The organism is Vibrio sp. JCM 18905, assembly GCF_055393305.1.
This window is the reverse complement of record NZ_AP043879.1, coordinates 517139-544023: the sequence shown is the minus strand read 5'-3', so window position 1 is coordinate 544023 and position 26885 is coordinate 517139. Positions and strand designations below refer to the sequence as shown.

The following is a 26885-nucleotide window of genomic DNA, read 5'->3' as shown; positions in this document are numbered from 1 at the left end:
AGTGCTAACATATTGTTTATCAAGGAGTGAGGAAAGGTGTATGTCTAAATTGAAGAAAAAGGAATACGAAAAGGAGCTCAAAAACCTGCAAGTTGAGCTCGTTAAACTTCAAGAGTGGGTCAAACACAAAGGGTTAAAAGTGGTGGTTCTGTTTGAAGGCCGTGATGCTGCGGGCAAAGGCGGGGGGATAAAACGCATCACAGAAAAGCTAAACCCGCGTGTTTGTCGCGTGGTCGCTCTGCCTGCACCGACAGAAAAAGAAAAAACGCAATGGTACTTCCAACGTTACGTCGCTCATTTGCCATCTGCTGGTGAAATCGTTTTATTTGACCGAAGTTGGTATAACCGAGCAGGTGTCGAAAAAGTCATGGGGTTCTGTACTCCAGACGAATACGAGGAGTTTTTACGCTCTTGTCCTGAATTCGAAAGAATGTTGCAACGCTCTGGGATTATTCTGATTAAGTATTGGTTTTCGGTTTCAGACGAAGAGCAGGAAAAACGTTTTCTAGGCCGAATTAATACGCCGATCAAACGTTGGAAATTCAGCCCAATGGATTTGGAGTCACGTCATCGCTGGGCGGAGTATTCGGAAGCAAAAGATAAGATGTTTGCCTATACAGACACGAAAAACTGCCCTTGGTGGGTCGTCCCTTCTGATGATAAAAAGAAAGCGCGCTTGAACTGTATCAGTCATTTACTAAGCCAGATTGATTACAAAGCACTTGAGTACCCACCGATTGAATTACCTGATCTCAATAAAGAAGGTTATGTCAGAGCGCCCATTGATGATCAGACCTTCGTGCCCGATAAATATTGATGTACTTTCCCTCTCCCTAATAAATAGACCAGCCTAAAAGCTGGTCTATTTATTGAAATCAGTTACTTCAGTACGTCATCAATGCTTTGATCACCTAGATGGCGTACATCTTTCCCTTTCACGAAGTAAATAATGTATTCACAGATGTTCTGGCAACGGTCCCCCACGCGTTCAATCGCGCGTGCAGACCACATCACTTGCAGAATATTGGGGATATTTTTTGGGTCTTCCATCATGTAGGTCATCAACTGACGAATTACCGCTTCATATTCGGCGTCTAGCTTGTCATCTTGTTTGTGCACCTCTGCTGCCGCTTCTACATCCATGCGGGCAAACGCATCCAAAACCTGATGCAGCATATTAATTGCCTGACGGCAGAGAGGCTCTAACGACACTTGGAATTGTCGTTCTTTTGATGATGGACTTTCAATGGCAACGTAAGCAATGCGTGTCGCCACGTCACCGATACGTTCTAAATCAGTGATCGTTTTGATGATAGCCATGATTAAGCGCAAGTCTTTTGCCGTTGGCTGACGCTTAGCAATAATGCGTGTACAGGCGTCATCGATCGAGACTTCCATCGCATTCACTTTATGATCGTCACGCACAACCTTACGCGCCAGTTCGATGTCTTCTTTATGCAAGGCTTGAATAGCATACGAAAGCTGCTGTTCTACCAAGCCACCCATGGTTAATACATGAGTACGAATCGATTCTAGCTCTACGTTGAATTGTCCTGAAATATGACGTCCAAAGTGCATGATGTTCCTTATTCCGTATAGAGTCGCGACTTAACCGTAGCGACCCGTAATGTAATCTTCGGTCTGTTTCTTCATTGGCGAAGTGAAGATCGAGTCCGCGTCAGAGTATTCAATTAACTTACCCATATGAATGAATGCAGTATGATCGCTCACTCTCGCCGCTTGTTGCATGTTATGGGTAACGATAACGACAGTATATTGAGTCTTCAGCTCATTGATAAGCTCTTCAATAGTTAAAGTTGAGATTGGATCCAACGCTGATGTTGGCTCGTCCAATAACAGGACTTCCGGCTCAATCGCCACCGCGCGCGCAATGACCAAGCGCTGTTGCTGACCACCAGATAAGCCAAATGCGTTCTCATGCAAGCGGTCTTTTACCTCATCCCACAACGCCGCCGAGCGCAAGGATCGCTCCACTGCGTCATCTAAGCTGCGGCTGTTTTTTACACCTTGTAAGCGTAAGCCATAAACTACGTTTTCATAAATAGACTTAGGAAATGGATTGGGTCTTTGAAACACCATCCCTACTCGGCGTCGAAGTGTCGCAACATCGACATTAGGATGATAAACATTCTTGCCATGGAGACGCACTTTACCTGTGACTCGACACCCTTCCACTAAGTCGTTCATGCGATTGATGCAACGTAATAACGTCGACTTTCCACACCCTGAAGGACCGATAAAAGCGGTGACTCGCCCTTTGGGAATTCGCATCGAAATATCATGCAGCGCCTGAGTTTGACCATAGAACAGATTAAGGTTCTCGATTGAGATTGCTGTTTGTTCATCCGTTAAATTATGAACGTCCAATGGTGGCTCATAACCTAATGTACTATCAAAATTAAACATACTTAATCTTGTCCTAACGTTCTGTATTTTTCTCGTAAATTATTGCGAATACTGATTGCTGTTAAGTTTAGCCCGACAATCACTGTCACGAGTAAGAAAGAGGTGGCATAAACTAATGGTCGCGCAGCTTCGATGTTGGAGGTTTGAAAGCCAACATCGTAAATGTGAAAACCTAAATGCATGAACTTTCTATCCAAATGCACATAAGGGAATTGCCCGTCAACCGGTAAACTGGATGCCAATTTCACGACCCCCACCAGCATCAGTGGCGCTACTTCGCCAGCTGCACGTGCAATCGCAAGGATCAACCCTGTGATAATAGCTGGCGTCGCCATAGGCAAAACCACACGCCATAGGGTTTCGAACTGAGTTGCACCAAGCGCCAGAGAGCCATGTCGTACTGAACTCGGAATACGAGTTAAACCTTCTTCTGTCGTCACAATCACAACTGGAAGCGTCAACACGGCAAGGGTTAATGCGGACCATAACAAACCCGGCGTACCAAAGGTTGGTGCCGGTAACTTTTCCGCATAGAATACGTTGTCGATAGAGGCACCAATCGTATAAACAAAGAAGCCTAAACCAAATACGCCATAAACAATCGATGGAACACCCGCTAGGTTTATAACCGCAATACGAATAACCCTGGTTAGAGCGTTATTCTTAGCGTATTCATGCAGATAGATAGCGGCGATCACCCCAAGTGGCATCACAATGATCGACATGATAAGTACTAAGAAAACCGTACCAAATATCGCAGGGAACACGCCTCCTTCAGAGTTCGACTCTCTTGGATCTTCAGATAAAAACTTCCAAACCTGCTTCCCCCAGTGCATGACTTTATCAGGCAGTGACATTTGGTTTGGGTACCAGTAGTCCAAAATGTCTTCGAGCGGAATCGATACTTGTGAGCCCGTCATATCCTCGACAATCAGGGCATAGCCAGAAAGCTGTAATCGTAAGCCATCAAGCTGTAAATCTAACGTCGCCAGAGCTTTCTCTATCCGCTCTTTTTTCGTCTGGTTTTCCTTTAAAAAGCTTTCTGTCAGCGTGTCATTCAACTCATGCTTGCGCTTATCTAATCGCAACTGCTCTAGCTTCCAACCAAGCTCTTTAAGCTGATCGACCACCAAAGAATCAATCTCATGGCGCAGAGTTTCTGCATCATCAAGCTTTTTATTTAGTACCGATTGAATATCACTGGTGTATATATTATCGCCATCTTGAAACGCCACCAGCTTACCAAAGAAATAACCACCGCTGCTGCGCTCGATCACAGCCCACTCTTTTGGCGTCGTGGGCTCGTCCAACTGCATTTGCAATACGGAGATAAAATCGGCGGGATACAACTCTCGGTTAGCGATTTTGATACTGAGTCGCGTGGCAAAGTCTTCATCGTCTTCTAACTGCTGTGCTGCGCTTTCAGGCAGATAACTCTTCGGTACAAAGCTGCGCTCATACACTTGGCCAATCAGAATAGTATTTTCATGTAGCACTTCGCCTTGTACAGGCGTCAATGCTGCAACATTCCACTGATACAAGGGCGCTGGCCAAAAGTAAGTCAGGCCTTTCCAGCCGATAAGGAGTAACAACCCTAATACCGACAACAAACTGATGCTGACTGCACCGCCTGTTAGCCATATCCACGGTGCGCCAGAACGAATCCAATTTAACACGTCATTACTCGCTCTTTATTCAAACCATTATTACAACGCACGGTACTTGTCTCTCAGTCTCTGACGAACCCACTCCGCAAGCGCGTTTACTGCAAACGTAAACACAAACAAAATCAATGCAGCTAGGAACAATAGACGATAATGCGAACTTCCAACTTCGGACTCTGGCAACTCAACGGCGATGGTTGCTGACAGGCTGCGCAATCCTTCCAAAATATTCCAATCCATTAATGGCGTATTGCCCGTTGCCATTAACACAATCATGGTTTCACCAACAGCGCGTCCCAGCCCCATCATAATGGCAGAAAAAATACCCGGACTTGCGGTAAGCAAGACAACATAGATTAAAGTTTGCCAAGGCGTGGCCCCTAATGCCAAAGAGCCATCCGATAAATGCTTCGGCACAGAGAAAATGGCATCTTCGGCGATGGTAAAAATCGTCGGGATAACAGCAAACCCCATCGCTAACCCCACCACCAATGCATTACGTTGATCGTAACCAATACCATGCTCGGTTAAGAATAAGCGCATATCACCACTGAAGAACGTCTGCTCAATCGTAGGCGAAATCCACACTCCAAGCCCAATCAGTACCAATATGACAGGCATGAGCACTAAAGCATGCCAACCATTAGGCAGACGATTTCGCAAAGGTTGCGGTATTAACGCCCATACCCCGCCCATAATCATGGTGCTCAAGGGCAAAACAAACAGCATGACGACGATCGTAATCAGGTGGTCTTCGACAATAGGTGCGAACCACAACCCCGCGAGGAAACCAATGATCACCGTCGGCAGTGCTTCCATTAGCTCAATCGACGGTTTTACGACACGACGCATGCGTGGTGACATAAAGTACGCCGTATAAATAGCACCTAGCACTGCGAGCGGTACTGAAAACAGCATCGCAAACATCGCCGCTTTTATCGTCCCAAACGCAATAGGTACTAGGCTGAACTTAGCCTCGAAGTTATCGCTCGCCGAAGTCGATTGCCACACATATTCAGGCTCAGGATACCCTTCGTACCACACTTCTTGCCATAATGAGGACAATGAAATTTCCGGATAGGCATTGTCCACTTCCGCAACATTTAACTCATTATTTTGCCAAGTGATTAAGTAGCGTTCATTGTTAGACATTGCTGCGATTGCGGGCGCTTGATTGTACGCACGCTTAAACAACACCAGTTTTTCACTGGTTGTATAATGGCTTTGCAACGTGCCGTTGGTGTAAAAGCTATAAAATCCTTTGCGATGAGAATCCGGCAACAAATACTTAAGCTCTGATGCCAATTTAAAATCACGAATATGCGTTAACGTGCGTCTCTCTTCTTGCAGCGTATCAAACCATTGCGACACCCGACCATCGTTGTGTGTCACCAAAAGCGAGTAAGCACCAGCCAGTAGGTCCATTGTACGAACGGAGTGCTTCTTATCACCTTGAGTGAGGTCGACCACCTCTCGCACAGCAAATTTACGTGCGGTTTTCTTTAACACGATCAACTCAGAGCCATCGCGCAAATAAAGCGTTTCACCATCAGGTGTCAATAACATTTGCTGAGGTGCATCAAAGCCTGAAGAGAACGTAAAATCGATCGTTGTCGGAGGCGTACCCAAAGACGAAGCCACTTGCCAACGAGCCTTCACTTCACCGCTTTGTGTCTGCCAAACAATTGTTGGTATAGGCGTTGAAACTGCAAACACAAACTGAGTCACAGGATCTTGAGGCGTACTCAGCGTCAGATCCATGCTGGTGTCTAACTCAATCACTTCCGGAGGACGTGTATTTTCTCTCAACGTGGCATTAAATTCAGGCTTGAAAAGGTGCGCTTTACCCTGCCCATCAACAAACCCATACCAACCTAGTCCAGGAGCAGATTGAGAGAAAGCGACGGGTTCCTGGACAATTTGCTGTTTATACACCGCAGGCTTCGTAGGATCGTCCATCGACAAATATTGAATCTCACCACTTTGGGTTAGAACGAACGCGAGCTGAGCGTAATCATCCACCGAAATCGCCAGTGGTGTTTCAATATGGGTGGCTCGAATGGCTTGGTTGGTTTTGATCGCCGCATCAGAAAAAAGCGGAATGATCACCATGGCGAGGTAGACAAAGATCAAAATAAGCGCCGCGAGTACGCCGACACCACCGGATGTCACTGCAAGTCGAACTAAACGATCTTTTATCAGTCGTTTCTTATCTTTTTCCTGCAATGAAAACTCGGCTTGTGCCATTTAAATCTCTACCTTTTTTGACTTAGTACTAGAATATGTCGTTAAGATGACAATTATATTACAGATCACATTAAACACCTGAAAAGAATACAACTCCTATGCAATGCGTGGTATGAAATAAATCTGTAATGAAAATCTCATAATGTTCTCACTCATCCATTTTTCCAAGATGAGTACGTATTACTTCACTTTTGGCTAGGTAAGGTTATGAGCGCAGAAAAACTATATATAGAAAAAGAACTGAGTTGGTTGTCTTTCAACGAACGAGTATTACAAGAAGCTGCCGATAAAACCGTCCCTTTGATCGAACGTATTCGCTTTCTTGGGATCTTTTCCAACAATTTAGATGAATTTTACAAAGTACGCTTTGCGGACGTGAAGCGCAGAATCCTAATCAGCCAAGAGCGCGGTGGCAGCGATAGCCCTAAACGACTGTTAACCAAAATGCAGTCGAAAGCACTCAAGCTTAACGAACAATTTGATGAGCTTTACAGCGAATTGATTCGAGAAATGGCGCGACGTCGCATTTTCTTGGTCAACGAGCAACAACTGGATGAATCGCAACAAAAGTGGATCGCGAAATACTTCCGTAGAGAGGTCATGCCGCATATCACTCCTCTGCTAATGAAAGATGAGATCGATGTTCTGCAATTTCTCAAAGACGAGTACGCTTACATCGCCGTAGAGCTGCGTAAAGAAGAACATTACCAATACGCTCTGATCGAAATTCCGACCGATCACCTTCCCCGCTTTGTGATGGTACCAGAACAGAAAGGAAAGCGTCGAAAAACCATCATCTTACTTGATAATATTATCCGCCATTGTTTGGACGAGCTGTTCAAAGGCTTTTTTGATTATGATGAGCTTAGCGGCTATGCGATGAAAATGACGCGTGACGCCGAATACGATTTACGCAATGAAATCGAGTACAGCTTGCTTGAACAAATGTCAGAGGGTGTCAATCAGCGACTGACAGCAAAGCCCGTTCGCTTCGTCTACGAACGTGATATGCCGCCCCAAATGCTAGAGTTTCTTTGTAACAAGCTCAATATCTCTAATTACGATAACCTTATTCCCGGCGGCCGCTATCACAATTTTAAAGACTTCATCGGGTTTCCAAATGTTGGGCGAGAGTACCTTGAAAATAAACCGCTTCCGCCAATGAAATGCGCCGATTTCGAAGGTTACGCTAACAGCTTTGATGCGATTAAAGCGAAAGATATTCTACTCTATTACCCCTACCACACTTTTGACCACATTAGTGAGTTGGTACGCCAGGCCTCCTTCGATCCAAAAGTACTTAGTATCAAGATTAACATTTATCGCGTCGCGAAAGATTCTCGCTTGATGAACTCATTAATTGATGCGGTGCACAACGGAAAAAATGTCACAGTGGTCGTGGAGCTGCAGGCTCGCTTTGATGAAGAAGCCAATATCGAATGGTCAAAAGTGTTGACCGAAGCTGGTGTGCACGTAATCTTCGGAGCACCTGGCCTTAAGATTCACTCAAAGCTACTGATGATCAGTCGCCGTGAAGGTGAAGAAATTATTCGCTACGCGCACATCGGCACAGGCAACTTCCATGAGAAGACGGCACGAATTTATACCGACTTCTCTCTCCTTACCGCAGATCAAGAAATCACTAACGAAGTTCGTAATGTCTTCGGTTACATTGAGAATCCATATCGCCCAGTGAAATTCAATCACCTCATGGTATCTCCACGTAATTCTCGTACCCAAATCTACCGCCTGATCGATAATGAAATTGCGAATGCCAAGCTAGGAAAGAAAGCCGCTCTTACGATCAAGGTCAATAACCTAGTCGATAAAGGCATCGTCAATAAGCTGTATGGAGCAAGTACGGCGGGAGTGAAAATAAATATGATCATTCGCGGCATGTGCTCCTTAGTACCGGGCATTGAGGGGATCAGCGACAATATTCGCATCATCAGTATTGTTGACCGCTTTTTGGAACACCCACGCGTGGTGATTACCCATAACGATGGCGATCCGCAAGTCTATATCTCTTCTGCTGACTGGATGACAAGAAATATCGATCACCGCATTGAGGTGGCGGCGCCAGTCCGTGATCCACGTTTGAAACAGAGAATTATTGATATAACGAATATCCATTTTACCGATACAGTAAAGGCTCGTTTTATAGATAAGGAAATGAGCAACGCTTACGTACCACGAGGTAATCGCAAAAAAGTTCGTTCTCAAATCGCTATCTATGACTATCTTAAAAATATAGAAAAGCAAACTAGAAAACAAAATTCAGATGCCTCAAATACTTGAACAAGATACTCGCTACATTGCCGCGATAGACCTCGGCTCAAACAGTTTCCACATGGTAGTGGCCAAGGTTGTAGGCAGTGACTTACAACTGGTTAGCCGTCATAAACAGCGTGTTCGCTTAGCATCAGGACTCGACAGTGAATTGAACTTAAGTCATTCCGCGATGGAACGTGCGTTAGAGTGCTTAGCCATGTTCGCAGAGAGACTGCAAGGGCTTGATGAGTCGAATGTGCGTATCGCCGCGACACACACACTAAGACGCGCTAAAAATGCTCATCTATTCATTGAGCGTGCGAAAGAAGTGATGCCCTTCCCAATAGAAATCATCCCAGGGGAAGAAGAAGCCCGCTTGATTTACTTAGGTGTCGCTCACACTCAAGTAGAGTCAAACTCCAAGTTGGTCGTTGATATTGGTGGCGGCAGTACCGAAATGATCATTGGACAAGAGTTTGAACCTGAGCTTCTCAACAGTAAACAGATGGGATGCGTCAGCTTTACAGAGCAATATTTTAAAAACGGCAAACTGTCTGGGAAAAACTTTAATAAAGCGATGTTAGCCGCCGAGCAAAAACTCGAGTCCATCGCTTCAGCATACCGTAAAAAAGGCTGGGATATCGCGCTCGGCTCATCAGGAACCATCAAAGCGATTCAAGAAGTGCTAGTAGGATTAGGTTTTGAAGATGGCCTGATCACCGCGAAGAGACTGGACACGCTTATTGAAACTCTGTGTAATTTTGATTCAATTGAAGAGATTGAACTGACAGGTTTAACAGAAGAACGTAAGCCCGTATTCGCGGCAGGCGTGGCGATTTTGTCCGCAATTTTCAAAGCACTTCGCATTGAGCAGATGTTTTTCTCCGATGGTGCTCTGCGCGAAGGCCTGTTGTACGAAATGGAAGAGCGTTTTGCGCGCTCCGATATACGTATGCGCACAACTGAAAATTTAGCCAACAAACACCGGGTTGACTTAGAGCATGCTGCTCGTGTTAAAGGCCATGCACGTGAGATGTTATGTCAGGTGCGCTCTGAACTAGGCATTAAGAAAAAAAGTGAGTTATTTGACTTACTAGAATGGGCAGCATTGCTTCATGAAGTCGGATTAAGTATCAACTTGCGTAGTTTCCATCGCCACTCTTTTTATATTCTGTTGCACTCCACCCTACAAGGCTTCAACCGTGAGCAGCAATTAGTGCTTGCAACATTAGCTCGCTTCCAGCGTAAAGCGCTCAAATTGCAAGAACTACCAGATTTCAACCTCTATAAACAGAGTGACGTGATAAGCCTCATCAAAATATTACGACTTTCTATCGTATTAAATGGACAGCGTAACGAAGATCCATTGCCTGACATCACTTTATCCATCAAAAATGATGAATGGATTCTTACGTGCACAGATAAAGCATGGCTAGAAAACAACAAATTGCTTCATGCTGATTTGCAGGAAGAACAAGAACGTTGGGACAGCGCGAAGTGGACACTCACTTTCTGATCTCGTGCTGTTCATACCTAAACAAAAAGTCGGCTTACAGGCCGACTTTTTTTAACTCTTCTTCTGCAAAGTCTGCTGTAATGGGCACATAACCATCTTTCTCAACCAACGCTTGCCCCTGAGCGGAGAAAATAAAGCGAATAAACTCGGCTTCTATTGGTGTTAATGGGTAATCCGGGTGCTTATTCACATATACATATAAGTAACGTGATAGTGGGTACTTACCACTAACAATATGTTCTCGCGTTGGCGTCACATAGTCATTCCCCGTTTTTGCCACCGGAACTAAGCGTACGCCTGCCACTCGATAACCGACACCAGAATAACCAATTCCACTGATGGTTGACGCTACAGCTTGCACAACTGACGCGGAGCCTGGCTGCTCGTTTACTCGGGTCTTGAAATCGCCGCCACACAAGGCATTGCTTTTGAAGTAACCATAAGTTCCAGAAACGGAGTTACGACCAAACAACTGTACGTTTCGCTTTGCCCACTGTGATTCAAGACCGAGTTGCTGCCAGTTTGTGACAAATTGACTTTCACCACAGCGCAGAGTTGCAGAAAACAAAGCATCTAACTGACTAAAGTTGAGCCCTTGAATTGGATTGTCTTGATGGACAAAAATACCGATAGCATCGATGGCCACCCTAAGCGCCGTTGGCTTGTAACCATGTTCACGTTCAAACGCTTCAACCTCTCTTAAACGCATAGGACGGCTCATGGGACCAAACTGAGCAGTTTGTTCGGTCAATGCTGGGGGGGCAGTAGAAGAGCCAGACGCTTGGACTTGCGCATTAATATTCGGGTAAATGGATTTAAACTCTTCAACCCAAAGTGTTGTCATGCCCGCAAGTGTATCGGAGCCGACAGAGAGCAAATTCCCGACAATCCCAGTCGTTTTATGATAATTCGGCAATGGTTTATCTTGAGCGACAGCCATACCGGAACAAGCGAGAGCCAGTAGACTGAACACTTTTGCGACTCTTAATGCCATTATTTCACCACCAAACGCTCAGGCAATACAAAAGAAAACTTACTGCCCACGCCCACTTCACTGTGAATTTCCAAATGAGCATCATGGTGGCTCAGCGCATGTTTCACAATAGCCAACCCTAACCCACTCCCTCCGGTATCGCGTGATCTTGCTTTATCGACGCGATAAAAACGCTCAGTAAGTCGATGGAGGTGCTGAGGCTCTATACCATCACCACTATCCTCCACCTCTAAGCATGCGCCTTGAGATGTCTGGAACCAACGAACATTAATGTTCGCGCCAGGCGGTGTGTATTTGACAGCATTATAAACGAGGTTAGAGATAGCACTACGTAACTGGTCATCATCGCCCAGTACGCGTAGGCTAGCATCAACATCAAATTTCAATTTATGTTGGTTGTCCCCGCTAAGGCTGACCGCCTCTTTTTCTAGTACTTCTAGCATCGCAGGTACATTCACGACATCTTCAAGCTCATGCATAGGTGCCGCTTCAATTTTAGATAGCGTCAATAGTTGGTTCACCAAACTGTTCATGCGGTTGAGCTGCTCCGTCATAACACCATGCGCTTTGCTCCACATTGGGCCCACAACCATGTCAGGATCTTCTGTCATCTCCAAATAACCTTGCAGCACCGTCATTGGTGTACGAAGTTCATGAGAAACGTTAGCAAAGAAGTTGCGGCGCATTCCCTCAAGTTGTTTTAACTGGCTAACATCACGCACCACCATCAAATGTTCACCTTCGGTATACGGTACGATACGTAGTTCTAGCATGCGTTCGACATTGAGTGGTGAGCGCATTTCCAATGGCTCAGAGAAGTCTTTCTTGTTGAGGTACTTGATAAAATCAGGCGTACGAATGAGGTTGGAGATAGGTTGACCAGAGTCTTCCGGCCAATGGAAACCCAATAAGTGTTGAGCCAGTTTGTTACACCAAACGATATTGCCTTCAGCACGGAACACCACGACGGCATCGGGTAACGATTCCGCACCATTTCTGAATCGGCGAATGAGATTAGTAAGCTCTTTGCGTTTACGGCGTTGGCGCTGCTGTAAGCGATACAAGCCATTGAACAAAGATTCCCAGTTACCGCTACCAGACGGTGGCGTAAGGCGCTTTTCATCCCATAACCAAGAAGATAAACGTACTTGGTTATGCAAATGCCACACAAGCTGCAATGCCGTAGCTGCCAAAAGCAACCACGGCATATAACCGAATATCCAACCTACTATCACCCATGGGGTGTAAAAAAAAGCCAGCTCCCAGGCCAGCTTTTTCCACGTTAATCTTTCAACCACTCATAACTCCAGAAATGGTACCGATAAGCTGCGTGTTAATTTATGCCTTTGTCGAGAAGCGGTATCCAGCACCACGAACAGTTTGGATCAGCTTATCATGACCTGCGGCTTCCAATGCTTTACGCAGGCGGCGAATATGAACATCAACCGTACGATCTTCGACATACACGTTAGTACCCCAAACATTGTTTAATAGCTGCTCACGGCTGTACACACGCTCTTGATGCGTCATGAAAAAATGCAGCATTTTAAATTCTGTTGGGCCCATATCTAATGGTGCATCATTAGCCGTGACACGGTGTGATACAGGATCAAGCTTCAATCCCTGCACATCAATTACGTCTTCCAGTGCGGTCGGGGTTACGCGACGAATCACCGCTTTTAAGCGCGCAACCAACTCTTTAGGAGAGAATGGCTTAGTAATGTAGTCATCCGCACCGACTTCTAAACCGCGCACTTTATCTTCTTCTTCACCACGAGCGGTAAGCATCACAACTGGAATGTTGCGCGTTAATTCCTCTCGCTTCATGTGTTTGATGAAGTTAATGCCGCTGCCGCCTGGTAACATCCAATCCAGTAAAACTAAATCAGGGAAGGGTTCAGCCAGTTTGGTTACTGCAGTATCGTAATCTTCCGCTTCTACCGCTTGGTAACCTTTCTGCTCAAGTACGAAGCACAGCATTTCGCGAATAGGAGCTTCGTCTTCAACAACCAGAATCCTTCTAGACATAATTGAGTAACCTTATGTTCGTTGAGCTAATGAATTTAAGAGACAAAGCGCCCCTCTATGCATAAGCATTATCACCACCAATTATGACACTTTTGTGACCTTTGAAAACAAATTTTCATATAACTTTCTTTTGAGGTTCATTCGGATATTTTTCATTTCTATTAAGACATCAGCACAAAAATTCCCTATGATTAGTCCCTTGTCATCAAGCCTAGAGAAGATTTATGTGGTTTAAAAACTGTCTGGTATACCGCGTTAACCGCGAGGTTACTTTCAACGCCGAACAACTAGAAACTCAACTGTCTGAATTCCGATTCACCCCATGTGGCAGTCAAGATAAACAGAAATTTGGCTGGGTCAGTGCAATGGGTAGACATGGCGACATGATGACTCACGTGTCAGAAAACCGCATTCTGATTTGCGCCAAGAAAGAAGAGAAAATGCTACCTGCCTCAGTGATCAAAGAGTCATTGAATGCAAAAGTAGAAGCAATGGAAGCGCAAGAAGGTCGTCCTCTGAAGAAGAAAGAGAAAGACAACCTGAAAGATGACATCGTAATGGATTTACTGCCTCGCGCATTTAGCCGTAGCAGCCACACTCACGTGCTCATCATGCCAAAAGAAGGGTTCATCCTTGTTGACGCAAGCAGCTACAAAAAAGCGGAAGACGTATTAGCACTACTTCGTAAAACCATGGGTAGTTTACCTGTTGTTCCTGCCATTCCAGAAGTAGCGATTGAAACAACGCTAACCGAGTGGGTGAAAACGGGTGACACACCTCAAGGTATCACCATGATGGACGAAGCTGAGCTAAAATCCGTGCTTGAAGAAGGTGGCGTGATTCGTTGTAAGAAGCAAGAGCTGGCCACAGATGAAATCCGCAACCACATCGCAGCAGATAAAGTCGTAACGAAGCTTGCACTTAATTGGCAAGATCGTATTGAATTCATCATGACAGAAGATGCGGGTATTAAGCGTCTAAAATTCTCTGATGAATTGAAAGATCAAAATGACGATATTCCACGTGAAGATCAAGCAGCTCGATTTGATGCAGACTTCTCTCTGATGTGTGGGGAGTTCAGTGCTTTCCTACCCAACCTATACGATGCGCTAGGCGGCTTACCAAATCCTAACGCTTAATGTTGTATAAAGGTTAACCATAACGCCCTCACTTTTTTTGAGGGCGTTTTTCTATCTGAAGCACAATTACCCTAGTCACAGTTCACATTTTGACGTAAAATTTGCGCCCCATTTCCATTAGGTGGAATTGGCCTGACTTGTGATCAGATAAAAGAGAATTGAGCAATGACAACTGAGAAAGCATTCGTACCTGAGCTACTGTCTCCTGCGGGAAGCCTGAAAAACATGCGTTACGCATTCGCCTACGGCGCAGATGCAGTTTACGCTGGCCAACCTCGCTACAGCCTTCGCGTACGTAACAATGAGTTTAACCACGAAAACCTAAAAATCGGTATCGATGAAGCGCATGCTCTAGGCAAAAAGCTTTATGTGGTATGTAACATTCAACCACACAACTCGAAGCTAAAAACCTTCATCCGTGATCTTAAACCAATCGTAGAAATGGGTCCTGACGCATTGATCATGTCAGATCCAGGCCTAATCATGATGGTTCGTGAAGCTTTCCCAGAAATGCCAATTCACCTTTCTGTACAAGCAAACGCTGTAAACTGGGCGACTGTTAAGTTCTGGGCAGCGAATGGCGTGGAACGTGTGATCGTTTCTCGCGAACTATCTTTAGAAGAAATCGAAGAAATTCGTGAGCATTGTCCTGAAACTGAACTTGAAGTATTCGTTCACGGTGCATTATGCATGGCTTATTCTGGTCGTTGCCTACTTTCTGGTTACATAAACAAACGTGATCCTAACCAAGGCACTTGCACCAACGCGTGCCGTTGGGAATACAAAGTGGAAGAAGGCAAAGAAAACGACGCTGGTGATATTGTAGAGAAATTTGACCCATCTGAAGCACAGCCTGTCGAAGTACAAGACGAACGCCCTGAAACCACAATTGGTCGTGGTAAACCAACGGATGAAGTCGTTCTACTTTCTGAAGCGCACCGTCCAGAAGAAAAAATGGCAGCGTACGAAGATGAACATGGTACTTACATCATGAACTCTAAAGACCTGCGAGCAGTGCAGCATGTTGAGCGCCTAACCAAGATGGGTGTGCACTCGCTGAAAATCGAAGGTCGTACTAAATCATTCTATTACTGTGCTCGTACTGCACAGGTTTACCGCAAAGCAATTGATGACGCTGTAGCAGGCCGACCATTTGATGAAAGCCTAATGGGTACACTAGAGAGCCTAGCTCACCGTGGCTATACCGAAGGCTTCCTACGTCGTCATACTCACGACACCTACCAGAATTACGATTACGGCTACTCAGTCTCTGATGCTCAACAGTTTGTCGGTGAGTTCACTGGTAAACGTCGTGGCGATATGGCTGAAGTAGAAGTGAAAAATAAATTCCTTGTCGGTGATAGTCTTGAGCTAATGACGCCAAAAGGTAATGTTGTTTTCACGCTAGAAGCGATGGAAAACCGTAAGTCAGAGTCTATTGAGGATGCCAAAGGGAATGGTCACTTCGTCTTCATTCCAGTACCAGCAGATCTAGATTTAGAATACGGTCTATTGATGCGTAACTTAAACTCAGGGCAGGACACCCGTAACCCGACTGGTAAGTAATCATGGCCTTGCTTATTACTGACAAATGCACCAACTGCGACATGTGCGATCCCGAATGCCCCAACGGGGCAATCAGCATGGGAGAAAGCATTTTCGAGATTGACCCAGCTCTATGTACAGAGTGTAAGGGACATTACGAAAAGCCGACCTGTCAGTCAGTGTGTCCGATTACAAAATGCATCATCACAGACCCGGAGCATATAGAAACAGAAGAGCAGTTACTGGAGAAGTTCGTGATTATTCAAGGGTTAGCATAAGAACAAGTAGGTTCAACTTTGGAGACAAAGTTGAACCTTTTTTTAACCCGACTTTTCAATAGGATAGATATTACAAAACAACTCTTTTTCAAAATGAGACTCTAACCGATCTCGCCAATTTTCAGCTTGGGAAACCGGCACAAGATAAAAGTTTTCTCGGCTCGTGTCCGTAACGAAAGCCATTCCATATTGCATCAGCTCGTAATGCACATCATTAACAAATCCGGGATCAAGACGCTGACGTCCTGTCAGGTGGTTTACATCAACCCGAGTCAATAAGACCCCTTTCGTTTCACTGCTAAATCTGTGTCTTAACCACTCTGCAAATTCTTTTGCACAAATCATAGTCATGGTTTTATCCTTGATTTACTCTTCTAGCAGGAGAAGTATCCATTCCCGCCTCACACACTTGTCTGCCTTGTTATTGCTTCGCTAGCCAACTGACAGACATATTGCTAAGAAACCAAAGTATCGTGACGAAAGATCTTTCTAAACAGAGAAGTTACGACTTATCTATACTACAACTCTTTGTTTAATTTAGATTTCTATATTATGTCACCAAAACTAATTAGGTTAGTTTTTGTATTGGTATTATTCACTGTAGACAAAAGTATGATGTTTCTCCAGTTTCATAAAAGAGATACGTAAGGGAATATAAACCTGTAGAGTCACTCTAGTTAGTAGAGATAAGTGATTGGCATTGCGGTGGAATCGCTTTTTTTCGCTTGGGCTTAGCAATAACTTTCGCAGACGGAGGCTTATCGATAGGCTTAACTTTCGGTCCCCAACTAGCAAGCTCTACCCCACAACCATCACCAGCGGGAGGCAGAGCTTGTTCAACACAATAGCCACTCGACTCAGGGCAAGATAACCTGACGTGGAAGTGGTAATGATGCCCCCACCAAGGGCGAACTTTACGTAACCAAGAACGTTCTTTGCCTTCTTCTTGCGAGCAAAGCTGCTCCTTAATGACAGGATGTACAAAAATTCGTGCAACATCCTCACTCTGTGCAGCATATCGAATCAGCCTAAAGTGCCTATCTTCCCAGCGATGGTTAAGTATGGAATACCCTTTTAAGTCCACCACACTCATTGGCTTAGGGAGTTGTAATTCGTTATAAGAAAGCGGTTGGTCAGCGAGTCTTAACCAGATATCAATATCTAACCCAGTTTGGTGACTAGAATGGCCAGAAGAAAACCTTCCTCCTCGTGGTAAAGAAAGGTCACCTATAAGCAGCGTTGTGTTGAGATTTTGATGAGCTTGAAGCGCTAGGTTTTCAATAAACTCTATCGTTTTAGGGTGCCCATAGTAGCGTTTCGTTTTACTACGTAAAACTTGATAACCAACGCCATCAAGAGGCAAAGGTAATGCGCCATCCAAACAACCGTTGGCATAACTACCAATAGAGGAAGAAGAGTTTAGGGTAGGGTTAGCAACAGACTCCCAAGGAGTAGAGTATACAGAAGCTGAGAAACATAAACCCAAAGATACAATGAAACTCAGCTTCATAGCTTTTAGCCTTTAGTAGTGTTCGCCATTATCGTAATAAGCTTTAGGGGATAAAGCTGAAAAGATAACTGCAACATCAATATCTGCACCAGCAATACCACGAACTTGCTGTGTAATAAGCTTAGCAACTTTATCTTGTACTTCCTGACCACGGTCAAACCAAAGCACTTCGACAAAAGGATATGCAGCACTCACCTCGCCCTCATTGAAAAACGTAGTGTAGATGTACTCAAAAGTAAAATCCTCACGCGGACAGTCCATCAGAGGCTGAAGTTCATCCGTCAGAGGCTTTGATAGTGCCTGAACAGCTTGCGGCTCTACAGCACGGAATCGAAAATGTGGCATAAACTTACTTCCTAATTATTAGCATTAACTCATGATAATAACAGGAACCAAGTCAGTAATCATCCAAGCCAATGTAACCACTAACCTTTTCTATACACGTCATATAGATCAAGTAGTAAATCAACTAGCTCACTAACGAAGAATAATGGGAGTATGAATAGAGGTAAGAAGGGGTAAAACGATACACCGAAGCTTAGTGACGCAATCTATTGCAAGGAAAAATAGAATGGCTTAAGTCACCGATGTAATATGTTCTTAAGATCAATGTGTATCAGATATCGACAACTATTCGAACTATTCGTTAGAAACGAAAAAGGCTCTGACCTAAGTCAGAGCCTTGATATATGGCAGGGGTGGAGAGATTCGAACTCCCAACACGCGGATTTGGAATCCGCTGCTCTGCCAATTGGAGCTACACCCCTGCAGTTCGTGTTTAATGAGACGACTCTCAAATAAGTGGCGGAGTGGACGGGACTCGAACCCGCGACCCCCGGCGTGACAGGCCGGTATTCTAACCAACTGAACTACCACTCCGCAGTGGTATCACTCGCTTGTAATCAGCAAGTGTCCATAATTTAAAGCCTGGCGATGTCCTACTCTCACATGGGGAAGCCCCACACTACCATCGGCGCTAATTCGTTTCACTTCTGAGTTCGGAATGGAAATCAGGTGGGTCCAAAACGCTATGGTCGCCAAGCAAATTCTTTAATTCGGAAAGCTGTTTTCGTTCTTACACATTCAATGTTCTTTCATTGAGTCCATCAAAACCCCTTGGGTGTTGTATGGTTAAGCCTCACGGGCAATTAGTACAGGTTAGCTCAACGCCTCACAACGCTTACACACCCTGCCTATCAACGTCGTAGTCTACGACAACCCTTTAGGATACTTAAAGTATCAGGGAGAACTCATCTCAAGGCTCGCTTCCCGCTTAGATGCTTTCAGCGGTTATCGATCCCGAACTTAGCTACCGGGCAATGCGTCTGGCGACACAACCCGAACACCAGAGGTTCGTCCACTCCGGTCCTCTCGTACTAGGAGCAGCCCCTTTCAATTCTCCAACGCCCACGGCAGATAGGGACCGAACTGTCTCACGACGTTCTAAACCCAGCTCGCGTACCACTTTAAATGGCGAACAGCCATACCCTTGGGACCGACTTCAGCCCCAGGATGTGATGAGCCGACATCGAGGTGCCAAACACCGCCGTCGATATGAACTCTTGGGCGGTATCAGCCTGTTATCCCCGGAGTACCTTTTATCCGTTGAGCGATGGCCCTTCCATTCAGAACCACCGGATCACTATGACCTGCTTTCGCACCTGCTCGAATTGTCATTCTCGCAGTCAAGCGGGCTTATGCCATTGCACTAACCTCACGATGTCCAACCGTGATTAGCCCACCTTCGTGCTCCTCCGTTACGCTTTGGGAGGAGACCGCCCCAGTCAAACTACCCACCAGGCACTGTCCGCAACCCCGATGAGGGGTCGACGTTAGAACATCAACACTACAAGGGTGGTATTTCAAGGACGGCTCCACGCAATCTAGCGACTGCGCTTCAAAGCCTCCCACCTATCCTACACATGTAGGGTCAATGTTCAGTGCCAAGCTGTAGTAAAGGTTCACGGGGTCTTTCCGTCTAGCCGCGGGTACACTGCATCTTCACAGCGATTTCAATTTCACTGAGTCTCGGGTGGAGACAGCGTGGCCATCATTACGCCATTCGTGCAGGTCGGAACTTACCCGACAAGGAATTTCGCTACCTTAGGACCGTTATAGTTACGGCCGCCGTTTACCGGGGCTTCGATCAAGAGCTTCGACCGAAGTCTAACCCCATCAATTAACCTTCCGGCACCGGGCAGGCGTCACACCGTATACGTCATCTTGCGATTTTGCACAGTGCTGTGTTTTTAATAAACAGTTGCAGCCACCTGGTATCTGCGACTCTCAATAGCTCCATCCGCGAGGGACTTCACCGTCGAGAGCGTACCTTCTCCCGAAGTTACGGTACCATTTTGCCTAGTTCCTTCACCCGAGTTCTCTCAAGCGCCTTGGTATTCTCTACCCGACCACCTGTGTCGGTTTGGGGTACGATTCCTTACAATCTGAAGCTTAGAGGCTTTTCCTGGAAGCATGGCATCAATGACTTCACTACCGTAGTAGCTCGACGTCGTGTCTCAGCCTTAAGAGAAACCGGATTTACCTAATTTCTCAGCCTACGCACTTGAACCTGGACAACCGTCGCCAGGCCCACCTAGCCTTCTCCGTCCCCCCATCGCAATTGTAAGAAGTACGGGAATATTAACCCGTTTCCCATCGACTACGCCTTTCGGCCTCGCCTTAGGGGTCGACTTACCCTGCCCCGATTAACGTTGGACAGGAACCCTTGGTCTTCCGGCGAGGAGGTTTTTCACCCCCTTTATCGTTACTCATGTCAGCATTCGCACTTCTGATACGTCCAGCATGCGTTACCACACACCTTCAACCGCTTACAGAACGCTCCCCTACCCAATGCACAAAAGTGCATTGCCGCAGCTTCGGTTTACTACTTAGCCCCGTTACATCTTCCGCGCAGGCCGACTCGACCAGTGAGCTATTACGCTTTCTTTAAATGATGGCTGCTTCTAAGCCAACATCCTGGCTGTCTGAGCCTTCCCACATCGTTTCCCACTTAGTAGTAATTTGGGACCTTAGCTGGCGGTCTGGGTTGTTTCCCTCTCCACGACGGACGTTAGCACCCGCCGTGTGTCTCCCGGATAGTACTTACTGGTATTCGGAGTTTGCAAAGGGTTGGTAAGTCGGGATGACCCCCTAGCCTTAACAGTGCTCTACCCCCAGTAGTATTCGTCCGAGGCGCTACCTAAATAGCTTTCGGGGAGAACCAGCTATCTCCAGGTTTGATTGGCCTTTCACCCCTAGCCACAAGTCATCCGCTAATTTTTCAACATTAGTCGGTTCGGTCCTCCAGTTGATGTTACTCAACCTTCAACCTGCCCATGGCTAGATCACCTGGTTTCGGGTCTATATCCAGAGACTGAACGCCCAGTTAAGACTCGGTTTCCCTACGGCTCCCCTAGATGGTTAACCTTGCCACTGAATATAAGTCGCTGACCCATTATACAAAAGGTACGCAGTCACAGGACAAAGCCTGCTCCTACTGCTTGTACGTACACGGTTTCAGGTTCTATTTCACTCCCCTCACAGGGGTTCTTTTCGCCTTTCCCTCACGGTACTGGTTCACTATCGGTCAGTCAGTAGTATTTAGCCTTGGAGGATGGTCCCCCCATATTCAGACAGGATATCACGTGTCCCGCCCTACTCGATTTCACTGAATATGCGTCGTCAGTTACGGGGCTATCACCCTGTATCGCCAAGCTTTCCAGCTTGTTCACCTGACGCCTATAAAGCTTAAGGGCTAGTCCAATTTCGCTCGCCGCTACTTTCGGAATCTCGGTTGATTTCTTTTCCTCGGGGTACTTAGATGTTTCAGTTCCCCCGGTTCGCCTCGTTATGCTATGTATTCACATAACGATACTTACTTATGTAAGTGGGTTTCCCCATTCGGAAATCCCAGACTCAAGTGGTTTTTACTACCTAATCTGGGCTTATCGCAAGTTAATACGTCCTTCATCGCCTCTGACTGCCAAGGCATCCACCGTGTACGCTTAGTCACTTAACCATACAACCCGAAGGAGTTTCGAGTTGATAATCAAATCACCAAAGTTGTCTCTCATTATTTGAATGAGCGAGAGACATTCGATTTTGCCGGACTCATCTCTTTACCTTCATTTTTAGAAAAAATGAAAACAAAAAGCCAAGAACACTTGAATGTGTTTTTTGGTGTTTATCTTTCGATAAACATTGAGAACTTTACAAACAACAATAAATTGTTGTTTTGTCAGCTTTCCAAATTGTTAAAGAGCTAGATTTTCTGATGAAAACCATTTTTAAAAGCACTCATTGAATGCGCTTAAAGATGGTGGAGCTATGCGGGATCGAACCGCAGACCTCCTGCGTGCAAGGCAGGCGCTCTCCCAGCTGAGCTATAGCCCCATCAAGGTGTCGATACTGTAGCCAATTTCTTGGAAAAGAAATTGGTGGGTCTGAGTGGACTCGAACCACCGACCTCTCGCTTATCAGGCGAACGCTCTAACCACCTGAGCTACAGACCCAGTATCGTCTCTTTACTTTATAAACCGTATCAATCTGTGTGAACACTCATCGCAATAATCATCGTTTAAGGAGGTGATCCAGCGCCAGGTTCCCCTAGCGCTACCTTGTTACGACTTCACCCCAGTCATGAACCACAAAGTGGTAAGCGTCCCCCCGAAGGTTAAACTACCTACTTCTTTTGCAGCCCACTCCCATGGTGTGACGGGCGGTGTGTACAAGGCCCGGGAACGTATTCACCGTGGCATTCTGATCCACGATTACTAGCGATTCCGACTTCATGGAGTCGAGTTGCAGACTCCAATCCGGACTACGACGCACTTTTTGGGATTCGCTCACTCTCGCAAGTTGGCCGCCCTCTGTATGCGCCATTGTAGCACGTGTGTAGCCCTACTCGTAAGGGCCATGATGACTTGACGTCGTCCCCACCTTCCTCCGGTTTATCACCGGCAGTCTCCCTGGAGTTCCCGACATTACTCGCTGGCAAACAAGGATAAGGGTTGCGCTCGTTGCGGGACTTAACCCAACATTTCACAACACGAGCTGACGACAGCCATGCAGCACCTGTCTCAGAGTTCCCGAAGGCACCAATCCATCTCTGGAAAGTTCTCTGGATGTCAAGAGTAGGTAAGGTTCTTCGCGTTGCATCGAATTAAACCACATGCTCCACCGCTTGTGCGGGCCCCCGTCAATTCATTTGAGTTTTAATCTTGCGACCGTACTCCCCAGGCGGTCTACTTAACGCGTTAGCTCCGAAAGCCACGGCTCAAGGCCACAACCTCCAAGTAGACATCGTTTACGGCGTGGACTACCAGGGTATCTAATCCTGTTTGCTCCCCACGCTTTCGCATCTGAGTGTCAGTATCTGTCCAGGGGGCCGCCTTCGCCACCGGTATTCCTTCAGATCTCTACGCATTTCACCGCTACACCTGAAATTCTACCCCCCTCTACAGTACTCTAGTCTGCCAGTTTCAAATGCTATTCCGAGGTTGAGCCCCGGGCTTTCACATCTGACTTAACAAACCACCTGCATGCGCTTTACGCCCAGTAATTCCGATTAACGCTCGCACCCTCCGTATTACCGCGGCTGCTGGCACGGAGTTAGCCGGTGCTTCTTCTGTCGCTAACGTCAAACGATGCAGCTATTAACTACAACGCTTTCCTCACGACTGAAAGTACTTTACAACCCGAAGGCCTTCTTCATACACGCGGCATGGCTGCATCAGGCTTGCGCCCATTGTGCAATATTCCCCACTGCTGCCTCCCGTAGGAGTCTGGACCGTGTCTCAGTTCCAGTGTGGCTGATCATCCTCTCAGACCAGCTAGGGATCGTCGCCTTGGTGAGCCCTTACCTCACCAACTAGCTAATCCCACCTAGGCATATCCTGACGCGAGAGGCCCGAAGGTCCCCCTCTTTGGCCCGTAGGCATCATGCGGTATTAGCCATCGTTTCCAATGGTTATCCCCCACATCAGGGCAATTTCCTAGGCATTACTCACCCGTCCGCCGCTCGACGCCGTTATCGTTCCCCGAAGGTTCAGATAACTCGTTTCCGCTCGACTTGCATGTGTTAGGCCTGCCGCCAGCGTTCAATCTGAGCCATGATCAAACTCTTCAATTTAAGATTTTGTCTGCTCAATGAATACTGAACATTACATAAGTAATGTTTGAATTGACTGTGCTCTTATTGGTTTTCACTTTTAAAAAGTGAAATAAAACAGCTCAAGGCTGCATCCCAATTCGAATGGTCACTTCGTTTCATTGAAACCTAATTTGAAGCCGAAGCTTCTAATTGGATTATCATCAACGAGTGCCCACACAGATTGATAGGTCTATATTTTTAAAGAGCGCACTTTGAAGTTCTCTTCAAAGTGGACGGCCATTTTAGCTAGATAACTTATCGTGTCAAACACTTTTTTAAGTTATTTATCTGCGAGTTAATTCTTAACCCACTGACCTTGTTGTCTAGGCTTCGCTTAACTTGCTTTCCCTTGACAACGGAGGCGCATTATAGGGCGTTCATTAAGGAACACAAGTGCATTTTTAAAAAAACTCACCTTTTTAGTTCATTCGTATAGAAAATAGGCAAAAGGTTCTAAAACATTATAGAAAAGGGGCCAAATGGCCCCTTGAATGTGATTTTTATCTCATTTCTTATTGTATCCGTGCAATTACTGATGGGCACGAATTTGGTCATTAGTAACGATTAGCTGCACTTTCTTGTCTGGAACAATTTCACCAGAAAGAATCGATTTGGCTAATGGGTTCTCGACATTCTGTTGAATTGCGCGTTTTAAAGGACGCGCACCATATACAGGGTCGAAACCAACTTGAGCGATCAAATCGAGTACTTTGTCAGAAACCTCTAGTTGATATCCTTTTTCTTCTAGTCGTTTCGCCAAACGTTCTAATTGAATAGAAGCGATGGACTTGATGTGCTCTTGACCAAGTGGATGGAACACCACGATTTCGTCAACACGGTTCAAGAACTCAGGACGGAAGTGTTTGCTAACCACATCCATTACTTCACTCTTGATACCTTGATAGTCTAATGTTGCGAAATTCTCTTGGATACGAGATGAACCCAAGTTCGATGTCATGATCACAACCGTATTACGGAAGTCAACAGTACGACCTTGACCATCCGTTAAACGCCCATCATCGAGAACTTGCAGCAGAATGTTAAATACATCCGGATGCGCTTTCTCTACTTCATCTAACAAAATTACCGAATACGGCTTGCGACGAACCGCTTCCGTTAAGTAACCACCCTCTTCATATCCGACATAGCCTGGAGGCGCACCCACCAATCTTGCCACTGAGTGTTTCTCCATGAACTCAGACATGTCGATACGGACCATCGCATCTTCGCTGTCGAACATAAAGCTCGCAAGTGTCTTACAAAGCTCTGTTTTACCTACACCAGTTGGACCTAAGAATAAGAAGGAGCCAATTGGTCGGTTTGGATCAGAAAGCCCAGCTCGACTACGACGAATGGCATTCGATACAACAGAGACCGCTTCGCTTTGCCCTACCACACGATTATGCAGTACGTCTTCCATACGAAGTAGTTTCTCTTTTTCCGCTTCTAGCATCTTGGATACTGGGATGCCAGTTTGCTTAGAAAGTACTTCTGCAATCTCGTTGTCGGTTACTTTATTACGCAATAGTGTCATTTCCTGCATTTCCGCTTGGGTTGCAAGATCTAACTGCTTCTCAAGTTCAGGAATACGACCATATTGAAGTTCCGACATGCGGTTTAAATCACCAGCTCGGCGAGCAAACTCCATATCCATACGAGCTTGTTCAAGCTCAGACTTAATATGTTGAGTGCCAGAAAGTGCGGCTTTTTCTGTATTCCAAACCTCTTCTAGTTCAGCGTACTCTCGTTCTTTTTCATTGAGTTCTTCATTAAGCGCTTTCAAACGCTTTTCACTCGCTTCGTCGTGCTCGTTACTAAGCGCCTGTTGCTCAATTTTGAGTTGAATGATTTTACGCTCAAGCTTATCTAATGACTCTGGCTTAGAGTCAATTTGTAAACGAATGCTTGAAGCCGCTTCGTCGATTAAGTCGATCGCTTTATCTGGCAGTTGACGGTCAGAAACATAACGATGTGACAAACTCGCCGCTGCAACAATCGCTGGGTCAGTAATTTCAACGTGATGATGAAGCTCATAACGCTCCTTCAAGCCACGTAAAATCGCCACTGTATCCTCAACGGTCGGCTCATCCACCAGCACTTTTTGGAAACGACGTTCTAACGCCGCATCTTTTTCGATGTACTGACGGTATTCATCAAGTGTTGTTGCGCCAACACAGTGCAGTTCACCACGGGCTAATGCAGGTTTGAGCATGTTCCCCGCATCCATTGAACCTTCACCTTTACCCGCACCAACCATAGTATGGAGCTCGTCGATAAATAGAATGACATTACCTTCTTCTTTAGCGAGTTCATTCAATACCGACTTCAAGCGCTCTTCAAATTCACCACGGTACTTAGCACCAGCAACCAGTGCGCCCATATCTAATGACAGCACGCGGCGACCACGTAAACCTTCTGGCACTTCATTGTTGACAATGCGCTGAGCTAAGCCTTCAACAATTGCGGTCTTACCTACGCCAGGTTCACCGATGATCACAGGGTTATTTTTAGTACGGCGCTGCAATACTTGGATGGTACGGCGAATTTCATCATCACGGCCGATAACCGGATCCAGTTTGCCCTGCTCTGCTCGCTCGGTAAGGTCAATGGTGAACTTTTCCAATGCCTGGCGAAGCTCTTCTGCATTCGGGTCATTAACTTTTTGACCACCTCTGATCTTTTCGATTGCTTGGCTAACTTTTTGCTCTGTTAAACCGATCTCTTTGAGTAATTGCCCCAATGGTCCGCGATCTTCTAAAGCAGCAAGCAGGAAGATTTCAGACGAGATATAGGAGTCTTGACGCTTTTGCGCCACTTTGTCACACAGGTTAAACAACGTGCCCATCGAACTAGAGAGCTGTACATCTCCACCGATGCCACTGACTTTTGGTAATCGATCTAGCATTTCACTCAATTTAGAGCGTAAATGCGTTACGTCCACATCCAGCATAGTAAGCAATGGACGAATTGGACTGCCATTTTGGTCAAGCAAAGCCACCATTAGGTGAACTGGCTCGATATATTGATGATCGCGCCCTAACGCTAGTGATTGAGCATCAGAGATAGCGATTTGAAACTTACTTGTGAATCGATCAAGACGCATATCTACCTTCCT

17 protein-coding genes, 4 tRNA genes and 3 rRNA genes are annotated in these 26885 nt (G+C 45.9%); 6 read left to right on the top strand and 18 right to left on the bottom strand.

Features of this window, described 5'->3' with window-relative positions; translation table 11 throughout:
- Positions 1-40 precede the first annotated feature (40 nt).
- Positions 41-817, top strand: a complete 777-nt coding sequence (gene ppk2, locus ACZ5ZC_RS10710) for a polyphosphate kinase 2 (protein WP_464931911.1) — start codon at positions 41-43, stop codon at positions 815-817.
- 62 nt (positions 818-879) lie between these two features.
- Here ppk2 and phoU read toward each other — a convergent pair whose 3' ends face one another.
- Genes phoU through ACZ5ZC_RS10690 form a run of 4 tightly spaced genes read right to left on the bottom strand, consistent with a single transcriptional unit; the run spans position 880 to position 6338 of the window.
- Complete coding sequence (gene phoU, locus ACZ5ZC_RS10705) at positions 880-1578, bottom strand: phosphate signaling complex protein PhoU (RefSeq protein ID WP_005381744.1); 699 nt, start codon at positions 1576-1578, stop codon at positions 880-882.
- Between the two features lie 30 nt (positions 1579-1608).
- Positions 1609-2427 carry a phosphate ABC transporter ATP-binding protein PstB gene (gene pstB, locus ACZ5ZC_RS10700; RefSeq protein ID WP_005381745.1) on the bottom strand — a complete coding sequence of 273 codons (819 nt, stop codon included), beginning with the start codon at positions 2425-2427 and terminating at the stop codon, positions 1609-1611.
- Between the two features lie 2 nt (positions 2428-2429).
- Complete coding sequence (gene pstA, locus ACZ5ZC_RS10695) at positions 2430-4103, bottom strand: phosphate ABC transporter permease PstA (RefSeq protein WP_047010198.1); 1674 nt, start codon at positions 4101-4103, stop codon at positions 2430-2432.
- 30 nt (positions 4104-4133) lie between these two features.
- Positions 4134-6338, bottom strand: coding sequence for an ABC transporter permease subunit (locus ACZ5ZC_RS10690; RefSeq protein WP_464931910.1), 2205 nt, complete (start codon positions 6336-6338; stop codon positions 4134-4136).
- Positions 6339-6545: 207 nt separating this feature from the next.
- On the opposite strand from ACZ5ZC_RS10690, the gene ppk1 reads away from it, so the two are divergent.
- Together ppk1 and ppx are read left to right on the top strand one after the other, a co-directional pair.
- Positions 6546-8636, top strand: a complete 2091-nt coding sequence (gene ppk1, locus ACZ5ZC_RS10685) for a polyphosphate kinase 1 (RefSeq protein WP_017820555.1) — start codon at positions 6546-6548, stop codon at positions 8634-8636.
- Positions 8620-10125 carry an exopolyphosphatase gene (gene ppx, locus ACZ5ZC_RS10680; RefSeq protein ID WP_047010200.1) on the top strand — a complete coding sequence of 502 codons (1506 nt, stop codon included), beginning with the start codon at positions 8620-8622 and terminating at the stop codon, positions 10123-10125. The genes ppk1 and ppx overlap by 17 nt, the downstream gene beginning before the upstream one ends.
- A gap of 34 nt (positions 10126-10159) precedes the next feature.
- Here ppx and ACZ5ZC_RS10675 read toward each other — a convergent pair whose 3' ends face one another.
- Genes ACZ5ZC_RS10675 through phoB form a run of 3 tightly spaced genes read right to left on the bottom strand, consistent with a single transcriptional unit; the run spans position 10160 to position 13147 of the window.
- Complete coding sequence (locus ACZ5ZC_RS10675) at positions 10160-11119, bottom strand: PstS family phosphate ABC transporter substrate-binding protein (protein WP_176320218.1); 960 nt, start codon at positions 11117-11119, stop codon at positions 10160-10162.
- Positions 11119-12417, bottom strand: a complete 1299-nt coding sequence (gene phoR / locus ACZ5ZC_RS10670; protein WP_006741902.1) for a phosphate regulon sensor histidine kinase PhoR — start codon at positions 12415-12417, stop codon at positions 11119-11121. Before phoR ends, ACZ5ZC_RS10675 begins: the two co-directional genes overlap by 1 nt.
- A 40-nt stretch (positions 12418-12457) precedes the next feature.
- On the bottom strand, positions 12458-13147 hold the full coding sequence (phoB, locus tag ACZ5ZC_RS10665; protein ID WP_005381752.1) for a phosphate regulon transcriptional regulator PhoB: 690 nt from the start codon (positions 13145-13147) through the stop codon (positions 12458-12460).
- A 224-nt stretch (positions 13148-13371) separates the two neighbouring features.
- Here phoB and rdgC point away from each other — a divergent pair, with 224 nt between their 5' ends.
- The 3 genes from rdgC to ACZ5ZC_RS10650 all read left to right on the top strand — a co-directional run bounded on the left by rdgC (position 13372) and on the right by ACZ5ZC_RS10650 (position 16109).
- Positions 13372-14286 (top strand): recombination-associated protein RdgC, encoded by a 915-nt coding sequence (gene rdgC / locus ACZ5ZC_RS10660; protein WP_464931909.1) that lies wholly within the window; start codon positions 13372-13374, stop codon positions 14284-14286.
- A gap of 165 nt (positions 14287-14451) precedes the next feature.
- Positions 14452-15852 carry a prephenate-dependent tRNA uridine(34) hydroxylase TrhP gene (trhP, locus tag ACZ5ZC_RS10655; RefSeq protein WP_006741904.1) on the top strand — a complete coding sequence of 467 codons (1401 nt, stop codon included), beginning with the start codon at positions 14452-14454 and terminating at the stop codon, positions 15850-15852.
- A gap of 2 nt (positions 15853-15854) precedes the next feature.
- Positions 15855-16109: a YfhL family 4Fe-4S dicluster ferredoxin gene (locus ACZ5ZC_RS10650; protein ID WP_464931908.1), complete on the top strand. Its 255-nt coding sequence runs from the start codon at positions 15855-15857 to the stop codon at positions 16107-16109.
- Between the two features lie 42 nt (positions 16110-16151).
- Here the strand turns inward: ACZ5ZC_RS10650 and ACZ5ZC_RS10645 are convergent, their stop codons facing one another.
- The 11 genes from ACZ5ZC_RS10645 to clpB form a co-directional block, all read right to left on the bottom strand.
- The gene (locus ACZ5ZC_RS10645; protein WP_005391608.1) at positions 16152-16460 is read right to left on the bottom strand and encodes a hypothetical protein; all 309 of its coding nucleotides are present in this window, start codon (positions 16458-16460) and stop codon (positions 16152-16154) included.
- 322 nt (positions 16461-16782) lie between these two features.
- Positions 16783-17619, bottom strand: coding sequence for a penicillin-insensitive murein endopeptidase (mepA, locus tag ACZ5ZC_RS10640; protein WP_237283612.1), 837 nt, complete (start codon positions 17617-17619; stop codon positions 16783-16785).
- Positions 17620-17631: 12 nt separating this feature from the next.
- The gene (locus tag ACZ5ZC_RS10635) at positions 17632-17964 is read right to left on the bottom strand and encodes a DUF1904 domain-containing protein (RefSeq protein WP_005391613.1); all 333 of its coding nucleotides are present in this window, start codon (positions 17962-17964) and stop codon (positions 17632-17634) included.
- A gap of 345 nt (positions 17965-18309) precedes the next feature.
- Positions 18310-18386 (bottom strand) — tRNA-Trp (locus tag ACZ5ZC_RS10630).
- 35 nt (positions 18387-18421) lie between these two features.
- Positions 18422-18498: transfer RNA gene (locus ACZ5ZC_RS10625), tRNA-Asp, on the bottom strand.
- Between the two features lie 46 nt (positions 18499-18544).
- Positions 18545-18661: ribosomal RNA gene (gene rrf, locus ACZ5ZC_RS10620) — 5S ribosomal RNA — on the bottom strand.
- A gap of 85 nt (positions 18662-18746) precedes the next feature.
- Positions 18747-21637 (bottom strand): 23S ribosomal RNA (locus ACZ5ZC_RS10615).
- 298 nt (positions 21638-21935) lie between these two features.
- Positions 21936-22011: transfer RNA gene (locus tag ACZ5ZC_RS10610), tRNA-Ala, on the bottom strand.
- Between the two features lie 42 nt (positions 22012-22053).
- Positions 22054-22130: transfer RNA gene (locus ACZ5ZC_RS10605), tRNA-Ile, on the bottom strand.
- Positions 22131-22196: 66 nt separating this feature from the next.
- Positions 22197-23749: ribosomal RNA gene (locus ACZ5ZC_RS10600) — 16S ribosomal RNA — on the bottom strand.
- The 16S, 23S and 5S rRNA genes sit together here with 4 tRNA genes alongside, the layout of an rRNA operon.
- A 550-nt stretch (positions 23750-24299) precedes the next feature.
- Positions 24300-26873, bottom strand: a complete 2574-nt coding sequence (gene clpB / locus ACZ5ZC_RS10595) for an ATP-dependent chaperone ClpB (RefSeq protein ID WP_464931907.1) — start codon at positions 26871-26873, stop codon at positions 24300-24302.
- Positions 26874-26885 lie beyond the last annotated feature (12 nt).

What these genes read in the sequence shown, in the direction of transcription:
- phoU (WP_005381744.1), bottom strand. Translation starts at nt 1,578, where the DNA reads ATGCACTTTGGACGTCATATTTCAGGACAATTCAACGTAGAGCTAGAA.
- trhP (WP_006741904.1), top strand. Translation starts at nt 14,452, where the DNA reads ATGACAACTGAGAAAGCATTCGTACCTGAGCTACTGTCTCCTGCGGGA.
- clpB (WP_464931907.1), bottom strand. Translation starts at nt 26,873, where the DNA reads ATGCGTCTTGATCGATTCACAAGTAAGTTTCAAATCGCTATCTCTGAT.
- ACZ5ZC_RS10675 (WP_176320218.1), bottom strand. Translation starts at nt 11,119, where the DNA reads ATGGCATTAAGAGTCGCAAAAGTGTTCAGTCTACTGGCTCTCGCTTGT.
- ACZ5ZC_RS10690 (WP_464931910.1), bottom strand. Translation starts at nt 6,338, where the DNA reads ATGGCACAAGCCGAGTTTTCATTGCAGGAAAAAGATAAGAAACGACTG.
- phoB (WP_005381752.1), bottom strand. Translation starts at nt 13,147, where the DNA reads ATGTCTAGAAGGATTCTGGTTGTTGAAGACGAAGCTCCTATTCGCGAA.
- pstB (WP_005381745.1), bottom strand. Translation starts at nt 2,427, where the DNA reads ATGTTTAATTTTGATAGTACATTAGGTTATGAGCCACCATTGGACGTT.
- ACZ5ZC_RS10645 (WP_005391608.1), bottom strand. Translation starts at nt 16,460, where the DNA reads ATGACTATGATTTGTGCAAAAGAATTTGCAGAGTGGTTAAGACACAGA.
- ACZ5ZC_RS10635 (WP_005391613.1), bottom strand. Translation starts at nt 17,964, where the DNA reads ATGCCACATTTTCGATTCCGTGCTGTAGAGCCGCAAGCTGTTCAGGCA.
- ppk1 (WP_017820555.1), top strand. Translation starts at nt 6,546, where the DNA reads ATGAGCGCAGAAAAACTATATATAGAAAAAGAACTGAGTTGGTTGTCT.
- mepA (WP_237283612.1), bottom strand. Translation starts at nt 17,619, where the DNA reads ATGAAGCTGAGTTTCATTGTATCTTTGGGTTTATGTTTCTCAGCTTCT.
- ACZ5ZC_RS10650 (WP_464931908.1), top strand. Translation starts at nt 15,855, where the DNA reads ATGGCCTTGCTTATTACTGACAAATGCACCAACTGCGACATGTGCGAT.
- ppx (WP_047010200.1), top strand. Translation starts at nt 8,620, where the DNA reads ATGCCTCAAATACTTGAACAAGATACTCGCTACATTGCCGCGATAGAC.
- rdgC (WP_464931909.1), top strand. Translation starts at nt 13,372, where the DNA reads ATGTGGTTTAAAAACTGTCTGGTATACCGCGTTAACCGCGAGGTTACT.
- ppk2 (WP_464931911.1), top strand. Translation starts at nt 41, where the DNA reads ATGTCTAAATTGAAGAAAAAGGAATACGAAAAGGAGCTCAAAAACCTG.